This is a genomic window from Pseudomonas sp. HLS-6 TE3448 (assembly GCF_053629555.1).
Genome location: NZ_JBRJIO010000001.1, coordinates 2705503 through 2731426, shown reverse-complemented (window position 1 = coordinate 2731426; position 25924 = coordinate 2705503). Strand labels below are relative to the sequence as shown.

Genomic DNA, 25924 nt, shown 5'->3' with positions numbered 1-25924 from the left:
AGTCATCACGCATTGTATGGGTAAAACCTTATATTGCATGGCCGACAATACATGTGGATACCGCTCCTGCCCAACACCCCCCAGCCACGCTACCTGGCCTTGGTCGAGGCCATTGCCGAGGCTATCGAGTGTGGCGAACTCAAGGTAGGTGATCGTCTGCCGCCACAACGGCGCCTGGCCTGGGCACTGGGCCTCAACCCCAGCACCACCCAACAGGCGTACCGCGAGGCCGCCGCCCGCCATCTGGTCAGTGGCGAAGTTGGCCGGGGCACCTACGTGCTGGCGGGAAGCAAGGAGGCCACGCTGTTCTGCCTGAAACAGGGCAAAGCGGCCCGCATCGACCTGTCGACCAACGTACCGGCCGTCAACCAACACAACGACGACGTCGAGCGCGCACTACAGACGTTGATAGACAACAACCAGACCCAGCGCCTGGAACACTACCTGACCGCCGATGAGCTTCTACTGGGGCGCGCACTTGGCGCCGCCTGGCTGCGTAACCGTGGCCTGAGCCTTTCGCCGCAACAGGTGCTGCTCTGCGCGGGGGCCCAACAAGGCCTGTTCAGTCTGCTGTTGTCGTTGTGTCAGGCGGGCGACCCGGTACTGGTCGAAGCCCTCACCGCCCCCGGCATCAAGGCCGCCTGCCGTCAGTTGCGCCTGCCCTTGCACGGCGTTGCGCTTGATCAGCACGGCATCCGCCCCGATGACCTGGAGCGCATGGCCCGTGCCACCGGTGCCCGCGTAGTGGTGCTGACACCCACCCTGCATAACCCGACCGGCAGTTGTCCATCACCGCAGCGGCAACGCGAGATCGCCGCCGTGGTCAGGCAGCATGGGTTGTTGCTGATTGAAGATGATGTCTACGGTGCACTCACCGACAGCCCGCCGCTTTTCCCTTTGCTGGGTCGACAGGGTGTATTGGTGACCAGCCTGTCGAAAACCGTCGGCGCTGGGCTGCGCCTGGGCTGGATTGCGGCCGACACTGAGCTGCTGCAACGGATCGATCCACATACCCAGGCGACCCATTGGCCTGTATCGCCGCTCAGCGTGCAGATTGCCAACCGCTGGCTATCCGACGGTACAGCCGAGCGGCGCCTGGCCTGGCAGCGCGAGGAAATCGCACAGCGTTGGCGCCTGGCGCGCAAGGTCCTCGGCGCGGCACTGCAGGATGGCAACACCCCCTCCCCCCATCTCTGGCTCACCGGGCAGCGACCTGGTGCCGTGATGGCGGCGGCCTGTCGGGCCGAGGGCGTGGATGTGGTGCCGGCAGAAGTCTTTGCCGTCAAACAAGGGGATCTGCCCGCGATTCGGGTGAGCCTTTCGGCGGCCACCGACCGGGCAGTACTCAAACAGGCACTGGAACGTATTGCACATGTGCTCAATCAAAAACCGATTAAAGAACCCTGCACAACATAACCAACGCAGTTATTTATACCCTTAACAATAAAACCCCCGCTGCTGCGGGGGCTTGAGAACATCTGGCAATGCCTATTAACCGTTGCTGCAACCGTCACCCATGGCGCGGTATTCAATGGTATGACGCTGGCCCTGATGGTCTTCATAAGTCATGGTTGCTGGCACGACTTCACACACATTTGGCAGGGTCGACAGGCTGATTACCTTGGCAATATCGAGGTTTTGCGAGTAATCATACTGCTCGGCAACAGGTTGAGCGGCTGCCGTTTCAACTTCATCTGCCAGCGCAAATGTAGAAAAACCGATCAAGGCGAATGCAAGTAATTTTTTCATGTTAGTTGGCCTGCAAAGCAATCAAACAAACAAATTCACTTCATGCGCCGGACGGGCGGGGAGAAGTTGTTACATCACACGTTGATGCAACACGAAGTACCGATCCCAATTAACTATTCTGTTTGGGATGTGCTTAGTTTACAGCGCAACTTCCGTCGTTAAATCCCGAAGCCGTACATTCACTATTACCGATTCCGTAACAATAACCACCTTGCACAGGGCTCGACGGGCCGACACCCCTGGTGTAAAACCGCGAGATAGAGCCTTGCGTGGAAACCCATCGTGCCTCAGATCCACTACTGCCTGCTGCCTGCCCTTGAGCAGCCACTGCTGAATAAATTCTACAAAAGCCAGGGTTCATCGATGCGTGCGGCTCCCGGCGGGCAACACTGGGTTGCACGCGCACCACAGCTCATCGCCGCGCTGAACCTTACGGCGGTGCCCGGTGGCAGTTGGTTGACCGGATTACTGGTGGGCACAGAATGGCGTGCGCAGGGCATTGCCCGGGGCCTGATAGAAACGGCAACGCGCCAAGAGGAAGGCAGCGTCTGGTTGTTCTGTCATCCTGATCTGCAGGCGTTCTACGCTCGGCTGGGCTTTGCATCAGCCCACACGTTGCCCGCCCCACTGGCGGACCGCCTGGTGCGCTATCAACGCAGCAAAGCCCTGCTGGCGATGGTTCGGCCTCAATCGTCCTGATCGACCAAGCCTGGAAACAACACTTCGGTGTAACCGAACTTGGCGAAGTCGTGAATGCGCGAAGGGTACAGCCGACCGATCAGGTGGTCGCATTCATGCTGCACCACGCGGGCATGGAAGCCTTCAGCCACTCGCTGAATCGGCATGCCCTGAGGGTCAACGCCTTCATAACGAATACGGGTATAGCGCGGTACTACACCACGCAGGCCCGGCACCGACAGGCACCCTTCCCAACCGTCCTCGACTTCAGTGCCTAACGGTGTGATCACCGGGTTGAGCAGGATGGTCTGCGGCACGGCCTCGGCATCCGGGTAACGCTCGCTGCGCTCGAAACCAAAGATGACCAACTGCAGGTCAACACCGATTTGAGGTGCAGCCAGCCCGACCCCGCCAACATGGCGCATGGTCTCGAACATGTCAGCAATCAACTGCTCCAACTCGAGGCTGCCATACAGATAGGCTGGCACCGGTGGTGCGATGCGCAACAGGCGCTCATCGCCCATTTTCAGGATTTCACGAATCATGGGGCATTCGACTCAACGTTCGGGATCGGATTCAGGCTGGAGCGAATGATCGCGACCAAGTCCGGAAACATGCTTTTTATCATGGCTATGATCGTCATCGGTAAACGCCTTTTTGCCGAGGGTGCTGATCTCCTCGCACATATGGTCGATCACCGCGTTCATCTCTGCGCCCAACAGCAACACCGCCGCCGAGATATAGAAGTACAGCAACAGCACAATGATCGCACCGATACTGCCGTACATGGCGTTGTAATCGGCAAAGGTCTTGACGTAATAACCAAAGCCCAGAGACGCAATGATCCATACCACTACCGCCAACACCGACCCCGGTGTGATCAGACGGAATCTCTGCTTCACATCTGGCATCACGTAATAGATCAATGCCACCGCCACCATCAACAAAATGACAATGGCCGGCCAGCGCAGCACCATCCAGAGCGTAACGATGAAGTCCTCCATGCCCACCTGCGACGCGACCCAGGCCATCACCTGCGGCCCGAGCACCATGAAGGCTGCGGCAGCCAGCAACATACCGGCAATGCCCACGGTGTAGATGATCGACAGTGGAAAACGCTTCCAGATAGGCCGTTGCTCGACCACATCATAGGCCGCGTTCATCGCACTCATCATCAACCGTACGCCCGCCGATGCCGTCCACAGCGCAACAACAATACCAATCGAGAGCAACCCACCCTTGGACTGCTGCAACTGGTCAATCACCGGGTTGACCTGTTCCAGCGCCTGCGGCGGCAGCACCAGCTCAGACTGCAAACGCAACCAGGAGAAAAAGTCCGGCAGGTGCAAGAACCCGATCAATGCAATCAGGAACAGCAGGAAGGGGAACAGCGAAAACAGCATCTGGTAAGCCAGTGCCGACGCATAGGTGGACATCTCATCATTGAGAAACTCGCGGACCGTTCTCACCAGCACACGGTGAAGCGGCAAGCCGCGCAAGTCGGGAAATATCATGGCGTCTCCTGTCACTGCTCGACAGTCATCGGCAGGTTCCATGTGCGCGGTAACAGTGATCAACTCACGTTAGTCTAAATGAGCAACGGGCAGGCAGCACAATGCAACTGCAAAGAGATCAATCGCCCCATTGACCCACACTGCGCCCTCAACGTTCCATTTTTTCTTGCCGTGCGCTCTCTGTGGGACGCAGGCTTGCCTGCGATGGCTTCAGCGCAGATGCCAGTGAGTACGTGGTGCCCCAGCAGGGACTTGGCGCGAGATAACCCTTCTGAAACCTTCATTTCGCCATCCCCTCCGGCATCAGAATGCTACGCCCTTTCAACTGACTGGAGACTACGCGGCAGTTCTGGAACCTGCTTTTCAAGAAACGCCAAGATAGTGTCAAACTCTCGCCGCCGCGCATACAGCGGCGCAGTGCTGATTTTACTGATGTTCAGATAGTTGTCATACCAAGCAAACTTCAAGCCGACCAATTTTTGCTTATGATCAACTTCTACCTCTGTAAACTCAGACCACTCAAAGGTTCTCAGATGAAATATCGTGTGTACCCCACGATAGACTTTCGAGTTCATTGAGGCGCGCAACAGCATCACTTTGGCTGGCCCGATCACGGCATAGATCAGATAACTAGCGTCGCGGTCGAGGCTTGCCATGCAGGCAAAGAGAATCGCCGTAACAATCGCGAGACACGTCAAGAACCTCAGCGCCCACTCTGGAAAATTTTTCCACTCACAAAATTCTGCGCCAGATGCTGTAAAGCGATAGGCAAAATTCATGCGTTGATGGGTCATGCACACCGCAGGCGTCGATATGAAAAAGAAAAATAGAACATAGATCAATACCTTCGAAAAACCAGGTTCGAATACTGAAGTGAAATATTGGTAAAGTGCGAGCCCAAAAACTATCGACAACATCACAACCAATAGGCCATTGGCGATGGTCGTATTATAGTTTCGAGCCTTGATCCTCCACCCCAGCAGCTCTGGTTCATGTGCATACTTCCACGTCAGTTGCGGCGGCAGTTCTCGTGGTGTGGCCCAGTGGCTCAATAGGGACTTCACGCCAGAAAAACCTTCTGAAACCTTCATTTCGCCATCCCCTCTGGCACCTGAAACTTCACTCCGTAAATACTTACGTCTCCAAAACCTACTATTCAGTCATCCCTGTCTATGTGGCGAGCGACGCGAGGAACGTGTGGAAGCCGCTCCTCGAAAAAGGCCAGCAAATGATCAAACTCACGACGCTTCGCAAACAACGGCGCGGTACTTAAAAAATCTTTGTTCATATAATCGTCATACCAGCAAAACTCCAAGCCGACCAACGTTTGTTTCTTATCGACCACCACCAACGTAAATCTCGACCACTCATAGGTTCTGTGATGAAATTCCGTCTGCAAGTCGCGATAGGCTTTCGAGTTCATTGAGGCACGCAACAGCATCACTTTGGCAGGCCCGATCACTGCATAAATCAGATAACTAGCGTCGCGGTCGAGGCTTGCCATGCAGGCAAAGAGAATCGCCGTAACAATCGCGAGACACGTCAAGAACCTCAGCGCCCACTCTGGAAAATTTTTCCACTCACAAAATTCTGCGCCAGATGCTGTAAAGCGGTAGGCGAAATTCATGCGCTGATGGGTCATGCACGAAGCAGTAAATGCCATGAGACAGAAAAAAAACACGCAGGACAGTGTTCGCCAAGGCTGATCAGTACCTTCATAGACGTCATACATAATGAAGCACAATGCCAAGGTAAAAAAAAGCATGAAAATAAACATCCCATTAGCAACAAAAGTGTTGTAGTTTCGCGCCTTGATCCTCCACTCCAGCAGCTCTGGTTCATCCCCATACTTCCACGTCAGTTGTGGCGGCAGTTCTCGTGGCGTGCCCCAGTGCCCCAGCAGGGACTTCACGCGAGACAACCCTTCTGAAACCTTCATTTCGCCATCCCCTCTGGCACCTGAAGGTTCAACCCGTAGAGGCTGTGTTTCTCCAACTTCTGATCTTCAGGCAGCATGTCGGTGAACAGCGTATTTTGGCGCTCGGCCTCACGTAAATCGTCGCGCAGGGCCACACGGAACATGTAGCCACGGGCGTCTGCGCGTTGATTGAGCGGTGACGGGTAATGCACCTCAAGCTCCAGCGCTGTATTGCTCGTGGGTGTCGCCACCCAGGCCTGCCATATGCGGTATTGATCCTTGGCCTGATAGGCAAAGTCGCTCTGTAATTGTTGGCCACCGGCGGCCTCCGGCAGTTGCCCGGCCAACTCAGGATCAACCCAACGACCGCGCAGGAAGTGCTCGTAGAGTGGGCTCTGCTGCTGCGGCGTGTGATAGACCGGCGAGCCTTCGCTGTCGATCACCACCGGTTGCAGCTGGACAATACTGCCCGCCAGCGTGGCGGGGAGCAGCAGTTGCACCCAGAACCCCAGGCAACGTTGCGGCCCTCGGTCCGGATAGGTGTACACCGCCCGGGCCCAGACGCTGGGTCGCTGCAGGATCTCCAGCAGGGCCGTGAGTTGGGTTTTATGGCCGTCAATGCCCACCCAGCTGTCCTCCGGTGCCTTGCCCCAGCTACAGCGGTACAACCAGAGGCGCAAGCCTTCGCGCTTGTAGAGGTTGGCACGCGCCGAGAACAGTAAATAGGCCATACCGAGTGCGGCCAGAATCATGGTAACCGGTGAGGACATGATCCAGGCAAAGTTGAACCAGTAACCTAAAACAGCACCTACGATCTGAACGGTTGCAACACCGCTCATTCCCATAAGTGCACCCCACTTCAGTTTGAGTAAACGTTCTTCATCCTCACTACTCGCACCCGCAATATCCTTGGACACCTGCCACGCCTCAACACCCGCTGCAATTGCACCGAGCGCCGCCCAGGTCGCAGTTCGAGCAATCAGCCGCTTGGCGGTTTGCGCGAAGTTGATATTGCCTTGAGCCAGCCATGCCTTCGCGCCCGCCTTTGTAAGCTGCTTGATTTTTTCGCCCAACCGCGCAGACATCCCCTGCGCCCGATTCCACCCCGGGCCCACGCACACGGCCATCATTGCGTTACCGGTATAGGCCGCATTGGCGGTCATCATCCGCAGTTCGCTGTTGTTGAACAGGCCGTCGGCACTCGCTTGTTCAAGGCTGTACAGGGTGTTCCAGACATTCAGCCCGACCAGCATCAGCGGCAGCGACTGGCCGAAGTGCTTGCCCATCCATTCGCGGCTGCGGGCGTTGAAGCGCTCGCGTTGTTGGCTTTTGAGGCGGTGCTGGGCCAGGGCCTCTTGTTGCCCGAGGTCGCCCAGTTGTTGGTGGAGGTGGTCGACATGCACATTCAGGCGGTTGACCGGGGACAGTGTGAACAGCAGTTGATGCGGCCGGCTGAAATGCAGGTCCTGCAGTTGCAGGGTCAAGCTGCGTAACGCAGTGCGGGTCGCGGCCTGATCGTGAGGTGCGCCGGGACGCGTCAGCGTGCGCTGCTGGGCGTCGATCTGCCGTTGCAAGCCAAGGACCTGCTGCTGCCAGCGGCGGAACTGCGCCTTGAAGTCGGGGTTGAAGCGCAGTTGGGTAGCGTCAGAGGCCTGGGTCGAGATCAAGGCCTGGGTAACTACTTGGGTGAGCACGTCCGTCGCGCTGGCGTAGGCCCGTTGCAGAGCCGGCGCCAGGGTCATGCTCAGGGTGTGCCAGGCCCCTTCGGCACTGTTGTTGGCCACCGTTACCAGGGTGTCGAACGCCTGCCGGGCCGTCGTGCTCAGCGCCTGGTAGGCCTTGCTCTGCTTGACCGAGGGCAGGTCGAGCACGCCTTTGAGTTCGTTCGCACGGGTGGCAACGCTGGTGACATCTGCCGGGTTGCCGGGGTCGACGGGGAGTGTGCTGCCATCGCCCTGGCTACGGCCATCGAGCAAGCCGGTGGTGGCGAAGTTGTGCGCGACCGTGCGTACCAGCGCGGCAATTTCCGGGTTGAAGTTGAACAGCGCCGTGCCCAGCAGGGTGCTCGGTTTCACCGCCTGCCGGCACAGCCAGTCCTGCCCGGCCTCGCCGCCGCCCAACAGGGTTGCTAGGCCTTCGGCAGTCTCCAGCAAGGCGCGGCTGTGGGCTGGGTGGCAGGTGTCGAAGAACAGGGTGTCGGCATTCGGTGCAAGCCGCTCCAGCCAGTTGAGCAGGTCGCGTTCGCTGCGCTGGGCATGGGCCTCAAGCTGGGCCGCCTGGGCCGTGGCCCGGCTCAGGAAGCCTTGCAGTTCATCGAAGTGGACGTCTTCGCGCCACAGGCGTTTGTCGCGCCACTCGGCCAGCGTGCGCCGCCAGGTACCGGGGTGCGGTAGTGTGCCCCAGCGCTGAATGAACTTCGCCTCGAGTGCCTCGATCTCCCAGCGCCACGTCCCTACCAGTACCGATTCGGGACCGTCAACCACGTCCCGACCCCGCTCGACGTCATCATCAGCTTTGAGCAAGGCGTACAGGTCATCGGTGTAGGCGCGGGTCAGCGCCGGGTCCAGGGCGACGTGCGCGGGTAGCAGCGGTGTGCAATCAAAGCCGCACAGTGCTTGTACCGCCGTGGCCGTTTGCAGTTTTTCCTGGTGTTCCTGCTCGAACAGTGCCTGTTCCAGGCGCCGCCCGGTGAGGTTCAGGCTCAAGTCGTCAACCAGCGCCAACGGGTCGTCGAGGGCGATGAACAGTGCCGTGTTCTGGTCTGGCACGTAGCCACGAATCAGCGCTTCCTCGAAATCCCGCTTGAACGGCCGGTCGGGGTCGGATGGGTCGGCATCGGTGGGCAGCGTGGTGCTGAGCAGGTTCGGTGCAGGCTGGTCCTGTACGCGGATATCGGCCACGCTCTGGCCCAGTTGCACCAGTGGCGCACCGTGGGCAACCTGGTAGGTGTCGCAGTAGTCCGGCAGGTCGAGGTCGCGCAACCAGGGCGTTTTCAGGCCACCGGAACGCATGGCCTCGCACAGCCGCCAGGTCCATTGCACCGGCGAAAAGGCCAGGTGCAAGATGCGGCGGCGGGGGTACAGCAGGTACGGCCGTGATTCGCCGGGGTTGGTTCGCAGGTCCTGGCCAATTTCCAGCGCGGTCCAGGTGTGGCGGGTAAACATCCGCCCGATGACCTGGTACTCGTGGAAGGTCTTGTCGACGCTGTCCCAGACATACAACCAGCCGTCCCGCAGTTGGCGCAGGGTGTAGCTGCGGGTTTTCAAGGTGGGCTGGAGCTTGGGTGCCCAGCCTTTGGGCAGTGGATGCGGGCCTTGTGCCTGGCCTTTTTCCGGGGACGCGTCAATCGCGTAGCGCACTGGAAAGATGGCAACCTCGGGGGATTTCATCGGGCAACAGCCGCGCCCCACCGGAACATTGTCAAAGGCTTGCCTGAGACGCGCCTGCCTAAGCTCTGCCGGACTGGCTTCCTGATTCATGTTGCATCCTTGTCTAATTCGATTGCCAGGCAGTGGTCATCCAACCGTTCCAGGCGTTGATCCGCAGGCAGCCTGAGCGCCTCAGGGCTGTGCGCCAGCCAGCGTCGATAAGGGCCGTCGGGGTGCTCCGTAAAGTCATCGCCCCAGCACAGGCTGTACTGCACCCAAGTGCTCAGGCCCCGCTCTGTCGTCAGCCCCCAGGCCTCGCCGTCATCCAGGCGGGCGTCAAACCACTGCGCGAGGGTGCGTTGATCGCGCGCGGTCAACGATGGCGCAAAATACTGGACAAGCTGTGCATACAGCCGTTCGATAAACCGCCAGCGCCCGGCATTGCCCAGTGCTTCAAGCTGCGCGTGACTGAGCCGTGCGTGGTCATCCGCCCATGTCGGTGGCGCTGCTGTACAGACAAAGGTGCGCCAGCCAGTGGCATCGCACACCACCCAGGCATGATGGGGTTCGGGCACCTGCCAGGCATCGAGTGGCCCCAGCACCTCATCCAGATGCACGGCGGGGTAGCTGCCCAGCCAGAAGTGCGCGACCAACGGGTCGGCGAAACGCAACAGGCCAGTGCCGCCCAACGTATCGGGCGGCGCGATGAAATGGCGCAGATGCTCTGCCACCACCTTCATCGGCTGGGTGCTGTACAGCAGGCTGACGCTGTTGGCCCAGCCGTTGTCTGCAGTGCTCGCGTCCTGGAGGAGCGTTGAATGCGCGGGGGCCCTCACCAGTATCGGCCCCAGGTCCGACAACTCGGCCCAGCGCGTTCCGGCGTAAAGCGGTACAACCTCCAATGGTTCGTGATAACCCTGCAGCCTGGCCAGGGCTTCTGGCCTGAGCACGCCATCAATCAACAGGTAGTCAGCCGGGCGCTCTGAAATCATGCTTGCTGCGCCCGTGCTCGGGCCTGCTCACAGACCTCGCAGCGCGCTGGAGCGCCCGACAGCGCCTGCCGTTGTGCCTGTACCTGAGGCGCCGACAAGGCACTGACCACACCCGGCAACTGCGGGCTGGCGGGCATAGCGGCAACAGGCGCCCCGCCCAACTGAATGTCCGTGCTGCTGAAGATGCCGCCAGCGCTGATCAACACCTGCTGACCGCCGCCTCTCAGGGCCAGGCAGGCACCTGCATCGACCACCACAGAGCCCCCCGCCGTCAGGTGCACCTCCTGCCCCGCCTCGACCACCAACACCTGCCCGACCTGCGTATGACAATTGTTAGCCACTTGCCGGTAGTCGTTGGCCTTGAGATGTACCTTGCGGTCGCCACTGACACGGTGATGCTGCTCAGCATCCAGGACCGTGATGCAGTTGCCTTTCACGGTGGTCTTGCGCTCATGACCGATGTCCAGCCGGCTGTTGTGCTCGATCTTCTGTTCCATATCACGCTGGGCGCGCAGGTAGATCAGTTCCTGGCCCTTGCGATCCTCGATATGCAGTTCGTTGAAACCACTACCGTCCGGCGTACTGCGGCTGCGAAAGACGCTGCGGGTATTGCTTGCCGGCAATTCATGAGGCACGGGATTCATGCTGTTCGGTAGGCAACTGCTGACCAGCGGACGGTCCGGATCCCCCTCCAGGAAAGTGACCAGCACTTCCATGCCCACACGGGGAATGACGACACTGCCAAAATGGTCACCCGCCCACCCTGAGGCCACCCGCAGCCAGCAGCTGCTGTGGTCGTTGTTCTGGCCTTCACGGTCCCAGTGGAACTGCACCTTGATCCGGCCATAGGCATCGCAATAGATCTCTTCGCCTTTCGGGCCGGTCACCCGGGCGGTCTGGCTGCCCGGTATACGGGGTTTCGGATAGGCCTTCGGCGGGCGGTAAAACACATCACAGGGCGTGGCGGTAAAGTGGTTACGGTAACCTTGCGAGAACTCGCCCCCGTCGTCGTGGGTAACGTATTCCTCCAATACCTGGGGCTGCTTGCCTTCATGCTCAATTGAGGTCAGCAGCCATAGGCCGTTCCACGCCTTGCGCGGGTGCTCGGAGAGTTCCAGCAGATAGCCGCTGACCAGCGCAGGTTGATCGCTGTGGCCTTCGGCCTGACGGTAGTCGGCGCGGTGACGCTCCATGGTCCGCTGACTGAGCGGCTTGCCACGCTCGCCCGTCAGGAAGCCGCCGGGGTAGCTGTAGTCTTCCAGGTCCGGCTCTGGAAACAACGCATCCGCCGCAGCCTCGGCCTGCAGCACATAACTGGATTTCTCAAAGTCATAGTCGCGCAGTGCAGTCCGCCGAGTGCGCGCCTCCAGTCGGACCTCGAAGCGATTGATCACCGGCTCATCGGCCACCATGCCGCTGTCCTGCTGGTAAGGCGTGGGCCGGCCGAGTTTGGGGAAGAAGGTCTGATGGTCGCTGAACACCACGACATGCCCCTCTGGGCCATGCGCAAAGCGGTAGCTCACGCCCTCCTCGTGGCATAGCCGCTGAATGAAGTACAGATCGGTCTCACCATACTGCACGCAGTATTCACGTGGTGAGGCGGTCTTCTCCAGGTGCATCTGGTAGCCGTTGCTGAGAATGCCGTGGTCTTTGAGCACCTGCGCGATGATCTGCTCCAGGGTGCGTTGCTGAAAGATCCGGTGATTACGACGCAACGCCAGGTAGGCCAGTTGCGGCACCAGCGTCAGGTGGTAGTGGGTCAGGCGTTTGCCGGACTCACCCCGTGCGATGCGAAACACCTGCCCGTGAATGCCTGCGCCCTGATCATTGAACGCCAGAAATGCCTGCCTGTGCAGCAGGTGCTCAAGCGCCAGATCGGCACGCTCACTGACCAGTTCCACCTCGAAGGCATAGGGTGTGCTGATGGCTTCCTGGCCATTGAACGCCAGCACCTGAAAGTCGTGGTCGACGTCGTTGAACGTCAGGCTGAACGCGGTTTGATTGGCGCAAGCGAACATCCGTTGTTCCTTTCGCAAGTTCAATAAGCAGGGCGCTTGCGCGTACGTAAACGGCCCGAATTCAAGAAGGAAATAACGCTACCAGAGACGTTTCCAGAAGGATGTAGGACGCGTCTGAAAGTGCGTTCCAGCCACACCGCATGCCGCCTGTTTCCCGCGTGAGCTCACGGTCTGCGGTGGCATCACCACCACTGCCCTTGCCAACGCGGGCGCCAGAACGGCACACGGCTCAATACAGCCTGAAGGTCAGAAGCGCTGATGGTTCGCCGTGAGGCATCCAACGCCAACGCGGTGCGCAGGGCCGACCAGCAATGCCTGGGCAGATTGTTCGGCGCACGCAGTGCTCGCTCCAGGCCCTCGGCGCAGGCCTGGGTTGCTGGCAAACGACGATAGGGATGCTTGCCCCCGGCCAACTCATACAGCACACAGGCCAGCGCAAACAGGTCGGAGCGGGCCGAAGGCGCTGCCCCTTCCAGCAATTCAACGGCGGCATACCCTGGGGTCCAGGCGTTGAAACGGGTTCGACTCAAGCGTGCAAGGCCAGGCATCCCTTCCTCGGCGTGCCCAAGGCCAAAGTCGAACAGCCGCGGACCATCGTCACAGAGCATCACATTGCTGGGCTTGAGATCACCGTGCACGACACCGCGCTGGTGTGCATGAGCCAGGGCATCGAGCAGCGGTAAGGCAATACTGCGCAACATGTGCCACGGCAGCCCCAGCGGATGCTCGCAAAGCAGCCTGTCCAGCGTCAGGCCCTGCATCAGCTCCATGCTGATAAAGGCACGCTGGCAATCGGTGTCGACTTCAAAGGTGTACAGGCGCACGACATTCAGATGGTGCAGGTGCCGGGTAAGCGCGAATTCGCTGTACAGCAGCGCCGCGCCATCCGGCGACTCGTCGAGGCTGTCCGCGAGAAACTTCAGCGCAACAGGGGGCGCAGGATCGCCGAACTGTTCATGCAGCAAGTCCCGCGCACGGTAGACACACCCCATGCCTCCAACACCGAGCAGGCGTTCGATGCGGTAACGCCCGGCAACCACATCAGGCAGCGCTTTGCCATGGACGCTAGCAGGCGTGCATTGAACCTGGCCGACAGGGGCAAAGCCCGAGTACAGGCTGGCGTCGCTCTCCGGTTCGCTCATCGACGGATCACCACGGCTGTCAGGTTGTCCTGAGCACTGCCACACAGCGCGGCCTCGAACAACCGTTGCAACGCCATATGCGGTGTAGAACGGCTTAGGGCACTGCCCAGCGTTTCACACTCCAGCGCCTGATAGAGGCCATCACTGCACAGCAGCAAGGTATCACCGGGATAGACAGTGAACTCGAGCATATCCAGCGTCAGTTGCGCCCGTGCACCAACGGCCTGAGTCAGGGCATTCGCCGACGGGTGAGCGCTGGCCTGCTCGGCACTCATCTGTTGTTGCTCAATCAGTTGCTGTTGCAGCGAATGGTCTCTGGACAACTGGTACAGACGCCGCTCTCGCCACAGGTAGCAGCGACTGTCGCCGGCCCAGATGCATGCCGCGCGGCTACCCTCAAGCATCAGGGCAACCACGGTACTGCCCATGATGCGCTCAGAGAGCCCCTCAGTAACCGTCAGTTCCTGGCTCAGGCGCCGGTTAATCCAATGCAGACACTGGCGTACCGCCTTGATCCGCTCATCAAGGCTCAGAGTCACCGGCAGATCGGCCAGGCTGGTGACGATCAGTTGGCTGGCCATGGCGCCGCGCTCGTAACCGCCCATGCCGTCGGCAACAACCCAGAGCCCCTGCGCGGGGCAATCGAGAAAGGCGTCTTCGTTGTGTTCGCGCACCTTGCCGACCTCGGTATGCCCCGCGCTACAACACGCCCTTTCAGACACCATCAGAGCTGCACCGGCATACGGAAGGTGCGCAACACGCTCATATCAAATGGATTCGGCGTACGTTGGCTCATCAACAGGTAATTGGCTCGCAGGCCGCCAACGTCGGCCTTGAGTACCAGCACATCACGGCCACTGAGGTACTCGGTCTGCATCAGGTCAAACAAGCGGAACAATGACCAAGGCCCCGTATTCTTCTCGATGCCGATCGGCCGTCCGACCGCGCGTTCGAGCACCAGGCTGCTACGTCCATCCTGCGCATCGGTTGGCCAACTGAATGCCGTTGGCACGATGGGGCCATGGCGGTACTCGACAACCTGATGACCAAAGCGGAACTCGGCCCGGCTCACCGACGGATCAAGGGTGTAGGGTTCAAGCTTGAACTGAACTTCGGGCTCGTTCGGGTTGTGGGCAAAAAAGCTCTGTCGAATGACCTGAAGCGCAGCCATCTGGTCCAGATAGGCATTGGACGCAGGCAAGCTCTGGCCATCGATACTGCGTAGGCGATAGCGCCCCGGATCACCACTGACGAAGGGCCGCATGTAGGTCTCGAAGAAGCGCTCGGCAATCCCCTGGGCTTTGAAGAACTCGCGAAAGTCCACCAACGCGACATCACTGGCACTGTGGGCGTCAAAGGGATAACGCTTGTGGACAGCCTTGCGGTAGAAGCTGTACAGCTCGCTCTGGTAGCGCTGATTCAAGTAGCGGTAGGTATCGTCAAGCACCAGACGCCAGCTGTCCTCGGCCAGTACACTGAACCAGGCACTGACCGGGCGCGGCAAACGCCCCGACGCGTTGCGCAAACTGCTCAAGGCATCGCGCTGGCCAATCATGCGGGCCTTGGCCATGTCGAATGCCGCTTGCTCAGGGGCACTGGCGCGGGCCAGGCTGGCCAGTTGCAACTGCACATCGTTAAGGGCTTGCAAGGCTGGCGTCAGGTCGCCAGCCGGGCCATTGCTGCTATCAAGCAGCCGGTGCAGAGGTTCGAAGCGCCGCTGCAGCGCCTGTTTCGCCGTGTCCGGCAACGCCTTGGCCAACGCGCCCTGGGCCTGGCCTGCTGCAGCGACAGTCAGCTTGCCCAACGCACCCGCCTTGTCGCCCACACGGTCGGCAGGCGTCGGTAGGCTGCCCAGCGTGTCTGCAACCAATGCAAAGCGGGTGTTTTCTCGGACTTCTTGCAGCAGTAGCAGCACCGGCGAATTGGCCGAAATCAGCCCGGCCAGCAACTCGGCGGCTTCGCCAGCATCGTTCGAGGGCCGTAACGCCACCCGGCCGAGCGCATCCCCCCAATAGTTGGCATAGTCACGGAAGTAGCGCTGCTCAAGCTCGACCATCAGCCGCCGCAGGTCCATGGCGCTGATATCACTGCCCTCACCCAACACCCAATTGTCCCGCAGGATATCGGTCACCAGGTTAACGCCCTGAGGCGCAAAGTACTGCTGATAACCCTGCTGGGTGTAGAAGCCCGGTATCACATGGTCCGCGCCAACAAACAAACCGCCCTGTGAACCCAGGTGCTGGCTTAAGCGATAGTCCGGCATGCTCCGAGCCTGCTCGCGCAGCACGCGGTAGACCACATTGGCCAACGACTCGCCACGCAACACATGGCGCGCTTGACCAACCAGCGTGTCGTTGAGCGGGTAACTGAATGGCCGGGCCAACAAACGCTGCAAATGAGCATTGAGGCCTTGCTGAAGCGCCGTGTTGCCGGAATAACGCACAGACCATTGCGACGCCAGCCATTGTTCGAGCCACGCGGCATCGCGACGCGTCGTCAGGTTCAGCATCAGGTAGGCACGCAGATTGTTGAGCAAGCGTGTGCGGTCCTTCAGGCTGCCACGAATCTGCCCTTCAAGTTGCGCTGCCAGCCAAGGCAGCAACCGTTCCTCCAGCTCACGCTCATATGCAGCATCGAGCAGTGGTTTGCTGGCGCGGCCCTGATACAACCCAGTACGTTCAAAGGGTGAGACCTGCGCAGCCTCAGGGAATACCTCGGTTGCCGCAAAGCGCAGGTCAAGCGCCTTGAGCAAGGTTGCCGGGTCATTCGCAGCCAGCGCCTGTGAATCCTGTGCAGCCGATTGCCTGGCCAGTTCACGCAGGTGTTCAAAACGCTCGTGGTTGGCCGAAAAACCATTGCTCCACAGCAGCCCGAGCCCGACCAGCACCGCCAACGCGGCGAGGTAAACCGCCCGTTGTCCCCAATGAATACGACGGCGCTCACGCGAGTCCAATCCTGCAAGATCGGCTTCGGGAAAAATGACCTTGCTGAACAAATGATGGATAAACCATGAACGCCCCATGGAGGCAGCCGCTGTCGAATCGACTGGCACGTGCTGGTTTGCATGAGCACTCGGCTGGGCCGGAGCGGTTGCAGCGCTGGTCAGGTAAAAGCCGCGCAAGGGGATAGCAAGCTGATAGCGATTACCGCCAAAGGCCTTCTGAACGAACTCGCACAACCCATCCCCCAGTGCCCCCAACTGATTGGGGAAGTCGAGAATCAAACCGCGCTGCTCGATATCACGCTCCAGGTGCACTCGCTGAATCACCTGGCTGTTCAACCGGTGCAGTAGCGCTTCAAACTCCCCACGCAGTACCCCTGCATCGTTTCCGTCCTGATCGGCGCGCAGTGTACTCCCCAGCACCTGCTGGCTTTCCTCGTGGGTCAACTGACTAAAAAAGGCGTCGAAGCCGGGTAGCAGATCAGCCTTGGTCAGGACCAGATAGACCGGAAAGTCGACCTGCAGCCGTTGATGTATCTCATGAAGTCGACCACGCACCTGTTGCACGGCGGTCGTGAAGTTATCTCTGTCAACGCTCAGCAATACGCCCACAGGCACCGTCACGACCACGCCATTAAGTGGACGATTACGCCGGCGGTTACGTAGCAGGCCAAGCAAGGTAGACCAGGCACCGCCATCGACAGCAGCCTTGGATTGCTCCAGATAGCGCCCGCTGGTATCAATCAGAATGCCGTGATCGGCAAAGTACCAGTCGCAGTGCGGGGTGCTGGTGACATCGCCATTGGCCTTACGGTCAAAGGTGTTGAGAGGAAACTCAAGCCCCGAAAGCTCCAACAGGCTGGTCTTGCCGCTGGCCGTGGGACCGATGAGCAAGTACCAAGGCAAATCGTTGCGCCATCGTTCGCTACGGCCACGGTAGAGGCTTGACGCTTTCAAGGTGCGCAACGCCTGCTTGAAACGGCGGACGACTTCACGCCGCTGCGCATCCATCGCCTCGCGGCTGCTGCGACGTGCCTCGGAATCTTCGAGGGTTTCGGCCAATTGCTTGCGTACGCTGGTGCGCCAATTGCTGAAGACCAGCCCCAGCCCCCACAACAGAAACAACACACTGATGCTCAGCAGACGGGACGTCGCAGGTGCCCAGAGTTTGTAGTCATCAACCGCCAACAGTGGCCCGACAAACCACACCAGCAGCGCCAGGCACAGCACCAGCAAAAGCGACCAGACCCAGGTCCTGGACAACCAGGTACGTATGTTCTCGAAAAAGGTTTTCATGGCATGTCTCTGTATGGCGGTTGAAGCTGAACCGCTGCCGAGTCCGTCGGCAAATAAGGCTGCAGCGCGCGCTCACGCTGTTCGCCGAGTACCCAGGCAAATCCCGAGTACATCACCCCAAGGCTGACCAAGGTGAACATCGCGACCATCCAGGTCGGTACGATGCGCACCAGATTTCGCCGCTGGGTACCCAAGCCTTTCCATTGCGGCGACAGTTCGCGCGGTACATCGCCTCGCAACTGACGGATACGCTGGTACAGGTCATCGCGAATGCCATCGAGCCCCTGCATGCCGCGGTCGGCCACTCGGTACTTGCCCTCAAACCCGAGCGCCAGGCAGAGGTACATCAACTCCAGCATCTGCAAATGTCCGGCAGCCGCTTTCAACGACTGTTCAAGCAGCCAGAAGAACTTCTCGCCACCGAAGGTTTCATTATGGAAAGTGCTGAGCAGGCTCTTCTGAGACCAGTCGCTATTAACGCCCCACGACGTCGTGACCACTGCTTCGTCGGCCACCGTGCACAGCACATAAGAGGCCATCGAGACCTGACGGCTTTCCACCCCAAGCTGACCCGCACGCTGCTCAAAGGCAGTGACATGGTTCTGCAGGCGTTTGTTAAGTAATGTGAGCTCTTCGCCAACACGGCTCTGTTTGATCCTGATGACCTCGGACAGCAGCTCGGAGGCCGCAGCAACCAACGTGTTGATACTCAGGGTAAAACTGTGGGTTGGGCGCGCAGTGGCGCTGAACACCAGCCGATCAGCAAGCGCCTCGACACGTACCGCGCCTGCCTGGTCGGTCAATGGTGCCCCCTCTGGCAGGCTGCCATTGTCGGAACTGGCAAGAACGGTCAAGTCCTGATAACGGTGCTTTTCTTCAGACATACCGTTCAATTCCTGATCGCCCAGAAAGCCAGTTCAAGTTCGGCAAACTCACCCGACACATGGAAGGCGAAACCACCCGAGCTCTCCAGCTGGGAACGCTCTTCAACACTCAGTTCCAGGATGAAATAGCTCTTGTTGGCGTGAAACGGAATTTGCCGTGGGGCCACCGGCAACGGCCTGACCTTGATACCCGGCAGGTGCAGGTTGACCAATTGTCGAATCTGCTCCACGGCGCCGACCTTGAGGTGTGCAGGCAAACGCTGGCGCAGTTCGTCGCCGTCACAATGGGCACTGGCGGCAAGCACAAACGAGGCCGAGTCCAGCAGCGTAGGGTCATTCAGTGGGGAGACCAGAACACCGTATTGGCGCACTTGCAGCTCAAGTTCGATGGCATGCTGCTCAAGCACCATCGACAGCACCTGACGGATGGCATTCATCACGCTGCGAAAGCTGGAGCCCTGGTCACTGTGCTGATAGCGGCTGTCCAGGTGCGGGCGTTTGTGCTCACTGGAGAAGGTTGCAAGGTCCCCGAGCATCGCCAGTAGCGTACGGTACAAGACCTCAGGATGCACCTGCTCAATATCCAGAAAGTGACGCAACACCAACTCGGTTCGGTTGATTAACTGCAGCATCATGAAGTCCCCCACCTCGGCGCCGCCCACCTTGCCGTTAGAGCGGATCCGCTCCGCCAGGGCGTCCCCTCGATGGGCCAACAGGCTGATGACTTCCTTCAGGCAGGACAACAAATAGCCAGACGCCTGGGCATTGATGAAGGTCGGAACAAAGTCCTCTGCAAGCGTGATGGCTCCATCCGCCGAGGTGTCGAACACTTCGCATATTTTCAATTTCACATAGGCCTGATCGCTCTGTTGCTCACCCAGCAACAAGCGAAAATCCGGACGTGCGCAACTGATCACCCGGCTGGAATCAGCACCGGCATTGGAGTCTGCGACCTCGGTTTCGTAGTGGGTGTAACGCGCCAGCACATCGGATTGTTCCGGCCGGCGCGCCTCGATGTGATGACCCGTGATCAATGGCAATGCCAGGTAGACCGGCGTATTACCCGTACTGGGTGGAACATCGAGCACCAACGGCTGCCCCTCGCCCCCCAGTTCAAACAGACTGCCATCCGGCAAGATGCCGGACGCCTGGCTAATCGCCAACTTCCCCATCTTGAGAAACTGCTGGTCGATCTCCAATCGCAAAAATCCCCACATGTAACTGCCCAGCAGGTGGGTTCGGCTTCTCATTTGATAGTCGTAGTAACGGTCGTTGTGCTGAAGGTGCTGCGGGCGCAGCAACATGCCTTCCTGCCAAATGACTTTGTCCCTGTTCATGATCAGTTATCCGTGCTTGCTAATGGGTCGTTACGGGAGCGAATACCTGCCTGAGCAAGCACCAGCTCAACCTCGGTCAAGGCCTCTGGCGCGAGAGGAACCACGTAACTCCAGCGGGCTTGCGACAAGTTGCGGTAAGCCGCCACCACGCCGACATAGCGACTGCCCTGTTCGACACTGAGCTTGAGCTCAATGGATTCCCCCGGGCGCAGCTCCAGCTCTTCACTGGCCAACAAGTCCACCGCCAGGCTCTCCTTGGCACGCTCGTAGAGGCTGAAAAAATCCGCGTTCTCAAACGCCACCGGATGTTTGAGCGCCATCAGGCGTACGACGATCGGCGACGGGCGTCCGTGGAGGTCTGGGTTGAGCTGATCGCTGGCGGTCAGCTTCAGGTTCAGCTTGGTCAGGTTCGAATACGGCGAGAGCGATGCACAACCTGCCAACAGCAGCAGTGCCGTCAACGCGGCAATCGTCTTGAAGCATGAAGTCAAGCGAGGCATAGGCATCATCCTTGGTGTGGGTGATGGAGGGTGGTGATCAGGCGGACCTGCTCTTCGTAGGCACGGGCGAAGTCTCGCGCCAGCAAGCGTTCACTCCACTCGTCATCTCGACACAGCGCATGGTGGTAACGCTCAAAAGCTTTCCAGCGACTGAACGCAGTCGCAAACAGTGACTGATGCCCCTCACGCTCGAAACACAAGGTCAGCTGTTGGGGCGAAAAATGCTGAAGGGCGCCACGCAATGCCGCTCGCGTTGCCCCAAGCAACGCCACCTGATGTGCTTGCAGTTCGCGAAACGCAAACGCCAGCGCCTGGTCAGCAGGCAGTTGCCCTGGCGTTCCCGGTGACAGCATGAGGCTCAACGCGCCACTGGCATCCGCGGTGTGCTTGAGCGGATTACGGCTGGCCCCCTCCGTGGTCACAGCCAGGCGCAGCTCTCGCTTCAACGTACTGCGCGTATGCAAGCCCTGCTGGATACCGTCGATACTCTGCTTGAACAGCGCCGCAACCTTGAGCGCCAGCGCCTCCCGGCCCGAGTCATCGAGCGCGTTGACATCAACGCCCAGAGCAACGCCAAACTGCGTCCAGAACCCTTCGCTACGCACCTCTGGAGTGAGCGGTAGCTCCTCACGAGCGGCCATGTCCTGCGGCGCCTGAAGCGTCGGTACATGCAGATGCTCATGCGTGATGGAGGCATAGTCCGCACCCGGATGCACCGGATAAGACACGGCCGATCCCTCGTCTAGCCGTTGAAATTCTGCATAGATCTGGTCGTCGTCATCGTCGGAGCCAGACAGATCGAAACCGAACAATGCCCCCTGTGGAATGTGATTGTCTGCCTGCGGGGGACGCTCAGTCGGCTTGGGGTCGTCAACATCAGCACCCACCAGGGTTGCACGGAGCTCGACGTCACCCACGACATACGTAAAACCATGCTCGATCGGTAGCGACTCGCCCGCGCGCAAGCGCTGGCCAGTGTCCTTGACCAACGTGCCATTGGTGCTGATATCGATCAGCATGAACTTACCGTTGTCGAACGTGATCAGCGCGTGCTGCTTTGATAACGTCAACGCAGCACACGAAAGGGGCCAGTAACAATTCACACCCCGTCCGATCACACCGCCGAACGCCCCAAAGGTTCTACTGCAAGAGACTCCAGCGGCAGGCTGGGGTGGATTCAGCCAATCGAAAATCAGTTCCATGATGAGGCTCCTTGCGATCACTTGCCGCGATTGAATGCCTGCGGGTCACCCAACGGGCGATACGCGTTGTCATTGAATTTGTAGTTACCGCTGCAGCCGCCCAGAACAATCAGGACCAGCAACACCGGTGGCCAGTGACGAACAGACATCAGAAAATCTCCTTGAAAAAAGCGTGCAGAACCCCTGTCCTTTCAGGGCTACCGGAAAGAAAAAGGCGTAAAAAGGTCATGTGCTGCTAACCGTCAACACCGCCCTGCGGGATGCTCAAGCGTCCGAGTCGATACAACAGGGTGCGGCGTGGCAGGCCGAGTTCGCGTGCCACCAGGGTTTGGTTACCGCCATGCTTGCGCAGGCAATCAAGCAACAATTTGCGCTCAACCTGCTCCAGGCATTCACGCAGGCTACGGGCAGGCGCCTGCGGCAACGTGTCGGTAGTCAAGGTGAAGTGCTCGCTGCACAGCTCACCGCCGTCGCACAGCAATACGGCCCGTTCGACCAGGCCCTTGAGCTCTCTGACGTTGCCCGGAAAGCTGTATCCGCCAAGGCGTTCAAATGCCGCATCCGACCATTTCAGTGGCTCACGCTGCAGGAATGCGCAGGCCTTGTCAGCGAAGTGCAAAGCCAGCTCACGCAAATCACCTTCGCGTTGGCGCAAGGCCGGTAGCGTGATTGGAAACTGCGCCAGGCGGTAATAGAGGTCTTCACGAAACGCCCCTTCACGAACCCGTGCCAATAGATCACGGTGGGTCGCGGCAATGATCCGCACGTCGATCCGTTGCGTCTGATTGGCCCCCAACGGACGAATCTCGCCTTCCTGCAATACGCGCAGCAACTTGGCCTGAAGGGTGAGCGGCATGTCGCCAATTTCATCCAGCAGCAAGGTGCCGCCATTAGCAGCCTCGAACAGCCCTACCCGGTCACTGTTGGCACCGGAAAACGCGCCCTTGCGATAACCGAACAGTTCACTCTCCAGCAGTTGCTCCGGAAGCGCCGCACAATTCTGCGCGACAAAGGCCTTTGATCGGCGCGGGCCATAATCATGAATTGCCCGTGCCACCACATCTTTTCCGGTACCCGTCTCGCCTTGTAGCAATACGGTATATGGGGTGTGCAACACCTTGCTGATCAACTGATAGGTCTGGCGCATTCCGGCACTCTTGCCGATCAGGCCATAAGCACCCGAACAGATCACCGGCTCTGATGCCGGTGGCACATCACTGGAGGACCACAGGCGCCGTTGCAATAGATGCAACTGGCCGAGCACAAAGCGCCCAAGGACGCTCAGGGAACAGGCAAAGCCCTGCAGATCGACAGGCCTGCAACTGGCACACAGCAGAACGCCTGCAACGGCCTGCTGGCGATTGCTCAGCGGCACACACAACAACGAGCGCCATGCCTTGGCGTGCCGTGGAAGAAAACTGATTTCATGGATGCCACCGCTCAGGTCGCTGATACTGACCTCTCGGTTTTGGCACAGCGCAAACTGCAACAATTGCTCACCGTTGTAGTCTGCAGGCAACGTGGCCATTTCCCGAGGCTGGAGTACACCGTCCAGCCACTCTGCACTCAGCCCTAATGTGGTATGAGTGGCATCAAGCAGGTACAACTGGCTCAACTCACAACCACTGAGCGAAGCGGTGGCCCGGACGAAATCGGCCAACAACGCACCTTCGTCTGTCACACGCGACAAGCTGGCAAACTGCGCCAGCACCGCCTCGGCATAGATCAAGGGTTGCGCTACTCGCGTAAACATCTGCGCGCCCTCAGACAAACTCACACACCACGCCTGCGCTATTGTCGAACGTCGCATGCACCCGTGAGAGACGTTCACCTGTGGCCATCGACGCCAGCAGACGGTCGGCCACGTGCGGCAACAGGTGCCGGTCAAGCAGGTGATCAATCAAGCGCGCACCGCTATCACTCTGGGTACAGCGCTCAGCCAGGTGATCCACCAGGCAAGGGCTGTAGCTGAACGTCAATTGCCGCCTGGTTAAACGCTCGCCCAGGTACTGCAGCTTGATTTCAATCAGCTCACGAAGCACCGTTGCGTCCATCGGGTAGTACGGCACCACACGCATGCGCGCGAGCAACGCCGGCTTGAAGTGCTGACTGAGTGTTGGCCGAATGGCGTCTTCCAGCGCCTCGGCAGTAGGCCGCTCGCCGTGCAGACAGAGTGCACTGATACGCTCGCTGGCCAGGTTCGAGGTCATCAGAATCAGGGTGTTGCGAAAATCGATTTCGCGCCCCTCACCATCATTGGCAACGCCCTTGTCGAAGATCTGATAGAACAGATTCAAGACATCGGGGTCGGCCTTTTCGACTTCATCGAGCAGCACCACCGAATAAGGCTTCTGTCGCACAGCTTCGGTGAGCATGCCCCCCTCGCCATACCCCACGTAACCTGGCGGCGCTCCGATCAGGCGCGAAACCGTGTGTTTTTCCTGAAACTCGGACATGTTGATGGTGGTTATGAACCGTTCGCCACCGTACAACAGGTCGGCCAGCGCCAATGCAGTCTCAGTCTTGCCGACACCACTGGGCCCCACCAGCAAAAACACCCCTGCCGGTGCATCGGGTTTGTTCAGCCCTGCGGCAGTGGCACGCATGGCACGGTCCAGTGCCTGTACAGCCTGCTCCTGGCCACGAATGCGTGCTCGCAGGTCAGTGGCAAAACGAGCGACCTTGGCGTTGTGCTCCCAGGCCAGTTGTGCCAACGGTACGCCCGTCCAGGCGCTGATCACTTCCGCCACCAAACGAGGGCACACCTCAAAGCTGACCAGGCGTTCTTGAGCCTGAGCCTCACACAACGCCTGGTGGGTATCATGAAGTAGCGTTTCCAGCGCCTCGATGCTGTGTTGCTCCGCGGCGGCGTCCTGAGCTTGCTCGTGCATACCGATTTCGCGAGCCTCGGCTAATCGCTGGCGCAGCTCCAGAAGCCTTTCGGCCAGGCTGCGCTGCTCATGCCAACGCTCCGCCAATACCTGCTGTTCTTCGTCCACTTCTGCCAGATGTACCCGCAATGCGTCCAGAGCCGACTGCTCAACAAGCAACCCTGCTTCGGCATCGCGGCGCAACGCCTGATACTGTCGCTCGCCTTCGTCCAGCTTGCCGCGCAAGTGTTCCAGGCGCTCTGGCGCTGCGGCCAAACTGATCCGAACCCTCGCACACGCGGTATCGAGTACATCGACGGCCTTGTCCGGCAACTGTCGGCCGGCCAGGTAACGGGCCGACAATTCAGCGGCAGCCACCACGGCATCATCACGCAGGTAGATGCCGTGGCTTTTCTCATAGACCTGCGCCAGCCCACGCAGAATGGTCACCGCCTCGCTGACCGTTGGTTCATGCAATTGCACCGGCTGAAATCGCCGTGCCAGGGCGGGGTCTTTTTCAAAGTATTTTTTGTACTCGACCCAGGTAGTCGCTGCGATGGTGCGCAACTCTCCCCTGGCCAACGCAGGCTTGAGCAGATTGGCAGCGTCCGCCCCACCTGCATTGCCACCGGCACCAATCAGCGTGTGGGCTTCATCGATGAACAGAATGATCGGTTTCGGCGAAGCCTTGACCTCATCGATCACCCCCTTGAGGCGGCGTTCGAATTCGCCTTTGATACTCGCTCCGGCTTGCAGCAGGCCCATATCAAGCGACAGCAGTTCAACCCCCTGGAGCGCCGCTGGCACCTCTTGGGCAACAATGCGCGAAGCCAGTCCCTCCACGATGGCCGTCTTGCCGACGCCAGCCTCACCGACCACGATTGGATTGTTCTTGCGACGCCTGGCGAGGATATCGACCATCTGGCGAATCGCAGTATCGCGACACAAGACCGGGTCAAGCGTGCCGTCACGCGCCTGCTGCGTCAGGTTATGGGTGAAACGCTGCAACAACGACTCCCCCTGAACACCGGATTTTTCATGGGTAGTGGTGACCTGTTGCGACAGGGCGAATGACTTCAGCCGCTCAATGTTCAACCTGGCCAGCAAAGGCTGGTAGCGGCTACCGGCATAACGTAGCGGGTTACGCACCAAAGCGAGAATCAGGGCGGCCTGCTCGACCTGGCTCCGCCCCAGATCCAGGATTGCCACAAGCAAGGCGTCCTGCAGCCATTGCACCAGTTCAGGAGCGAACACCGGATTACGCGAAGCACTGTGCTCGGCCTGCACCTGTAACACGGCACTCAGCTCACCCGCTTCGACTTCAGCGTCTCTCAAGGCTCGTGCAAGCAAGCCGTGCGGACGCTCCAGCAACCCCAATAACAGGTCTTCAACAAGAACCTTGCTACCACCACGGGAGACACAACACTCAGCCGCGCGTTCAAGGTCTCGGCGGGTTTCGGTGTCCAGGGCCTGGATGAGTTGTTGCAGATCTACGTTAATCATGAGCCTCTGTCC

At 59.5% G+C, this 25924-nt stretch carries 20 protein-coding genes; 2 read left to right on the top strand and 18 right to left on the bottom strand.

Annotated features, from left to right (window positions below; all coding sequences use genetic code 11):
* Positions 1-51 precede the first annotated feature (51 nt).
* The gene (locus AB7M23_RS12665) at positions 52-1416 is read left to right on the top strand and encodes an aminotransferase-like domain-containing protein (RefSeq protein WP_454240970.1); all 1365 of its coding nucleotides are present in this window, start codon (positions 52-54) and stop codon (positions 1414-1416) included.
* A 75-nt stretch (positions 1417-1491) separates the two neighbouring features.
* Here AB7M23_RS12665 and AB7M23_RS12660 read toward each other — a convergent pair whose 3' ends face one another.
* Positions 1492-1749 (bottom strand): DUF2790 domain-containing protein, encoded by a 258-nt coding sequence (locus tag AB7M23_RS12660; protein WP_065761764.1) that lies wholly within the window; start codon positions 1747-1749, stop codon positions 1492-1494.
* 282 nt (positions 1750-2031) lie between these two features.
* On the opposite strand from AB7M23_RS12660, the gene AB7M23_RS12655 reads away from it, so the two are divergent.
* Positions 2032-2448, top strand: a complete 417-nt coding sequence (locus AB7M23_RS12655; protein ID WP_065761765.1) for a GNAT family N-acetyltransferase — start codon at positions 2032-2034, stop codon at positions 2446-2448.
* Here the strand turns inward: AB7M23_RS12655 and def are convergent.
* The 17 genes from def to tssH form a co-directional block, all read right to left on the bottom strand.
* Entirely contained in the window at positions 2436-2972 is a 537-nt protein-coding gene (def, locus tag AB7M23_RS12650) for a peptide deformylase (RefSeq protein WP_099773844.1), read from the bottom strand. The two genes, AB7M23_RS12655 and def, sit on opposite strands and share 13 nt — an antisense overlap.
* Before the next feature lie 12 nt (positions 2973-2984).
* Entirely contained in the window at positions 2985-3941 is a 957-nt protein-coding gene (locus AB7M23_RS12645; protein WP_065761767.1) for a YihY/virulence factor BrkB family protein, read from the bottom strand.
* A gap of 311 nt (positions 3942-4252) precedes the next feature.
* Complete coding sequence (locus AB7M23_RS12640) at positions 4253-5032, bottom strand: hypothetical protein (RefSeq protein WP_454240969.1); 780 nt, start codon at positions 5030-5032, stop codon at positions 4253-4255.
* Positions 5033-5097: 65 nt separating this feature from the next.
* Complete coding sequence (locus tag AB7M23_RS12635) at positions 5098-5880, bottom strand: hypothetical protein (protein WP_454240968.1); 783 nt, start codon at positions 5878-5880, stop codon at positions 5098-5100.
* Entirely contained in the window at positions 5877-9338 is a 3462-nt protein-coding gene (locus AB7M23_RS12630; protein WP_454240967.1) for a T6SS effector BTH_I2691 family protein, read from the bottom strand. Before AB7M23_RS12630 ends, AB7M23_RS12635 begins: the two co-directional genes overlap by 4 nt.
* The gene (locus tag AB7M23_RS12625) at positions 9335-10219 is read right to left on the bottom strand and encodes a DUF4123 domain-containing protein (RefSeq protein ID WP_454240966.1); all 885 of its coding nucleotides are present in this window, start codon (positions 10217-10219) and stop codon (positions 9335-9337) included. The genes AB7M23_RS12630 and AB7M23_RS12625 overlap by 4 nt, the downstream gene beginning before the upstream one ends.
* On the bottom strand, positions 10216-12237 hold the full coding sequence (locus AB7M23_RS12620) for a type VI secretion system Vgr family protein (protein ID WP_454240965.1): 2022 nt from the start codon (positions 12235-12237) through the stop codon (positions 10216-10218). The genes AB7M23_RS12625 and AB7M23_RS12620 overlap by 4 nt, the downstream gene beginning before the upstream one ends.
* Positions 12238-12419: 182 nt before the next feature.
* Complete coding sequence (locus tag AB7M23_RS12615; protein ID WP_454240964.1) at positions 12420-13379, bottom strand: serine/threonine-protein kinase; 960 nt, start codon at positions 13377-13379, stop codon at positions 12420-12422.
* The gene (locus AB7M23_RS12610; protein ID WP_454240963.1) at positions 13376-14104 is read right to left on the bottom strand and encodes a PP2C family protein-serine/threonine phosphatase; all 729 of its coding nucleotides are present in this window, start codon (positions 14102-14104) and stop codon (positions 13376-13378) included. Before AB7M23_RS12610 ends, AB7M23_RS12615 begins: the two co-directional genes overlap by 4 nt.
* Positions 14104-17616 (bottom strand): type VI secretion system membrane subunit TssM, encoded by a 3513-nt coding sequence (gene tssM, locus AB7M23_RS12605; RefSeq protein WP_454240962.1) that lies wholly within the window; start codon positions 17614-17616, stop codon positions 14104-14106. The genes AB7M23_RS12610 and tssM overlap by 1 nt, the downstream gene beginning before the upstream one ends.
* Entirely contained in the window at positions 17613-18500 is an 888-nt protein-coding gene (icmH, locus tag AB7M23_RS12600; protein WP_454240961.1) for a type IVB secretion system protein IcmH/DotU, read from the bottom strand. Before icmH ends, tssM begins: the two co-directional genes overlap by 4 nt.
* 5 nt (positions 18501-18505) lie before the next feature.
* Positions 18506-19837: a type VI secretion system baseplate subunit TssK gene (tssK, locus tag AB7M23_RS12595; RefSeq protein WP_065760333.1), complete on the bottom strand. Its 1332-nt coding sequence runs from the start codon at positions 19835-19837 to the stop codon at positions 18506-18508.
* A 2-nt stretch (positions 19838-19839) separates the two neighbouring features.
* Positions 19840-20337, bottom strand: coding sequence for a type VI secretion system lipoprotein TssJ (gene tssJ, locus AB7M23_RS12590; protein ID WP_454240960.1), 498 nt, complete (start codon positions 20335-20337; stop codon positions 19840-19842).
* A 5-nt stretch (positions 20338-20342) separates the two neighbouring features.
* The gene (tagH, locus tag AB7M23_RS12585) at positions 20343-21539 is read right to left on the bottom strand and encodes a type VI secretion system-associated FHA domain protein TagH (RefSeq protein ID WP_454240959.1); all 1197 of its coding nucleotides are present in this window, start codon (positions 21537-21539) and stop codon (positions 20343-20345) included.
* 17 nt (positions 21540-21556) lie between these two features.
* The gene (locus AB7M23_RS12580) at positions 21557-21688 is read right to left on the bottom strand and encodes a type VI secretion protein (protein ID WP_065760330.1); all 132 of its coding nucleotides are present in this window, start codon (positions 21686-21688) and stop codon (positions 21557-21559) included.
* A gap of 86 nt (positions 21689-21774) precedes the next feature.
* A complete protein-coding gene (locus AB7M23_RS12575) occupies positions 21775-23292 on the bottom strand; it encodes a sigma-54 interaction domain-containing protein (protein WP_454242172.1) in 1518 nt (505 codons plus the stop codon).
* 10 nt (positions 23293-23302) lie between these two features.
* On the bottom strand, positions 23303-25912 hold the full coding sequence (tssH, locus tag AB7M23_RS12570) for a type VI secretion system ATPase TssH (RefSeq protein ID WP_454240958.1): 2610 nt from the start codon (positions 25910-25912) through the stop codon (positions 23303-23305).
* Positions 25913-25924: the final 12 nt, after the last annotated feature.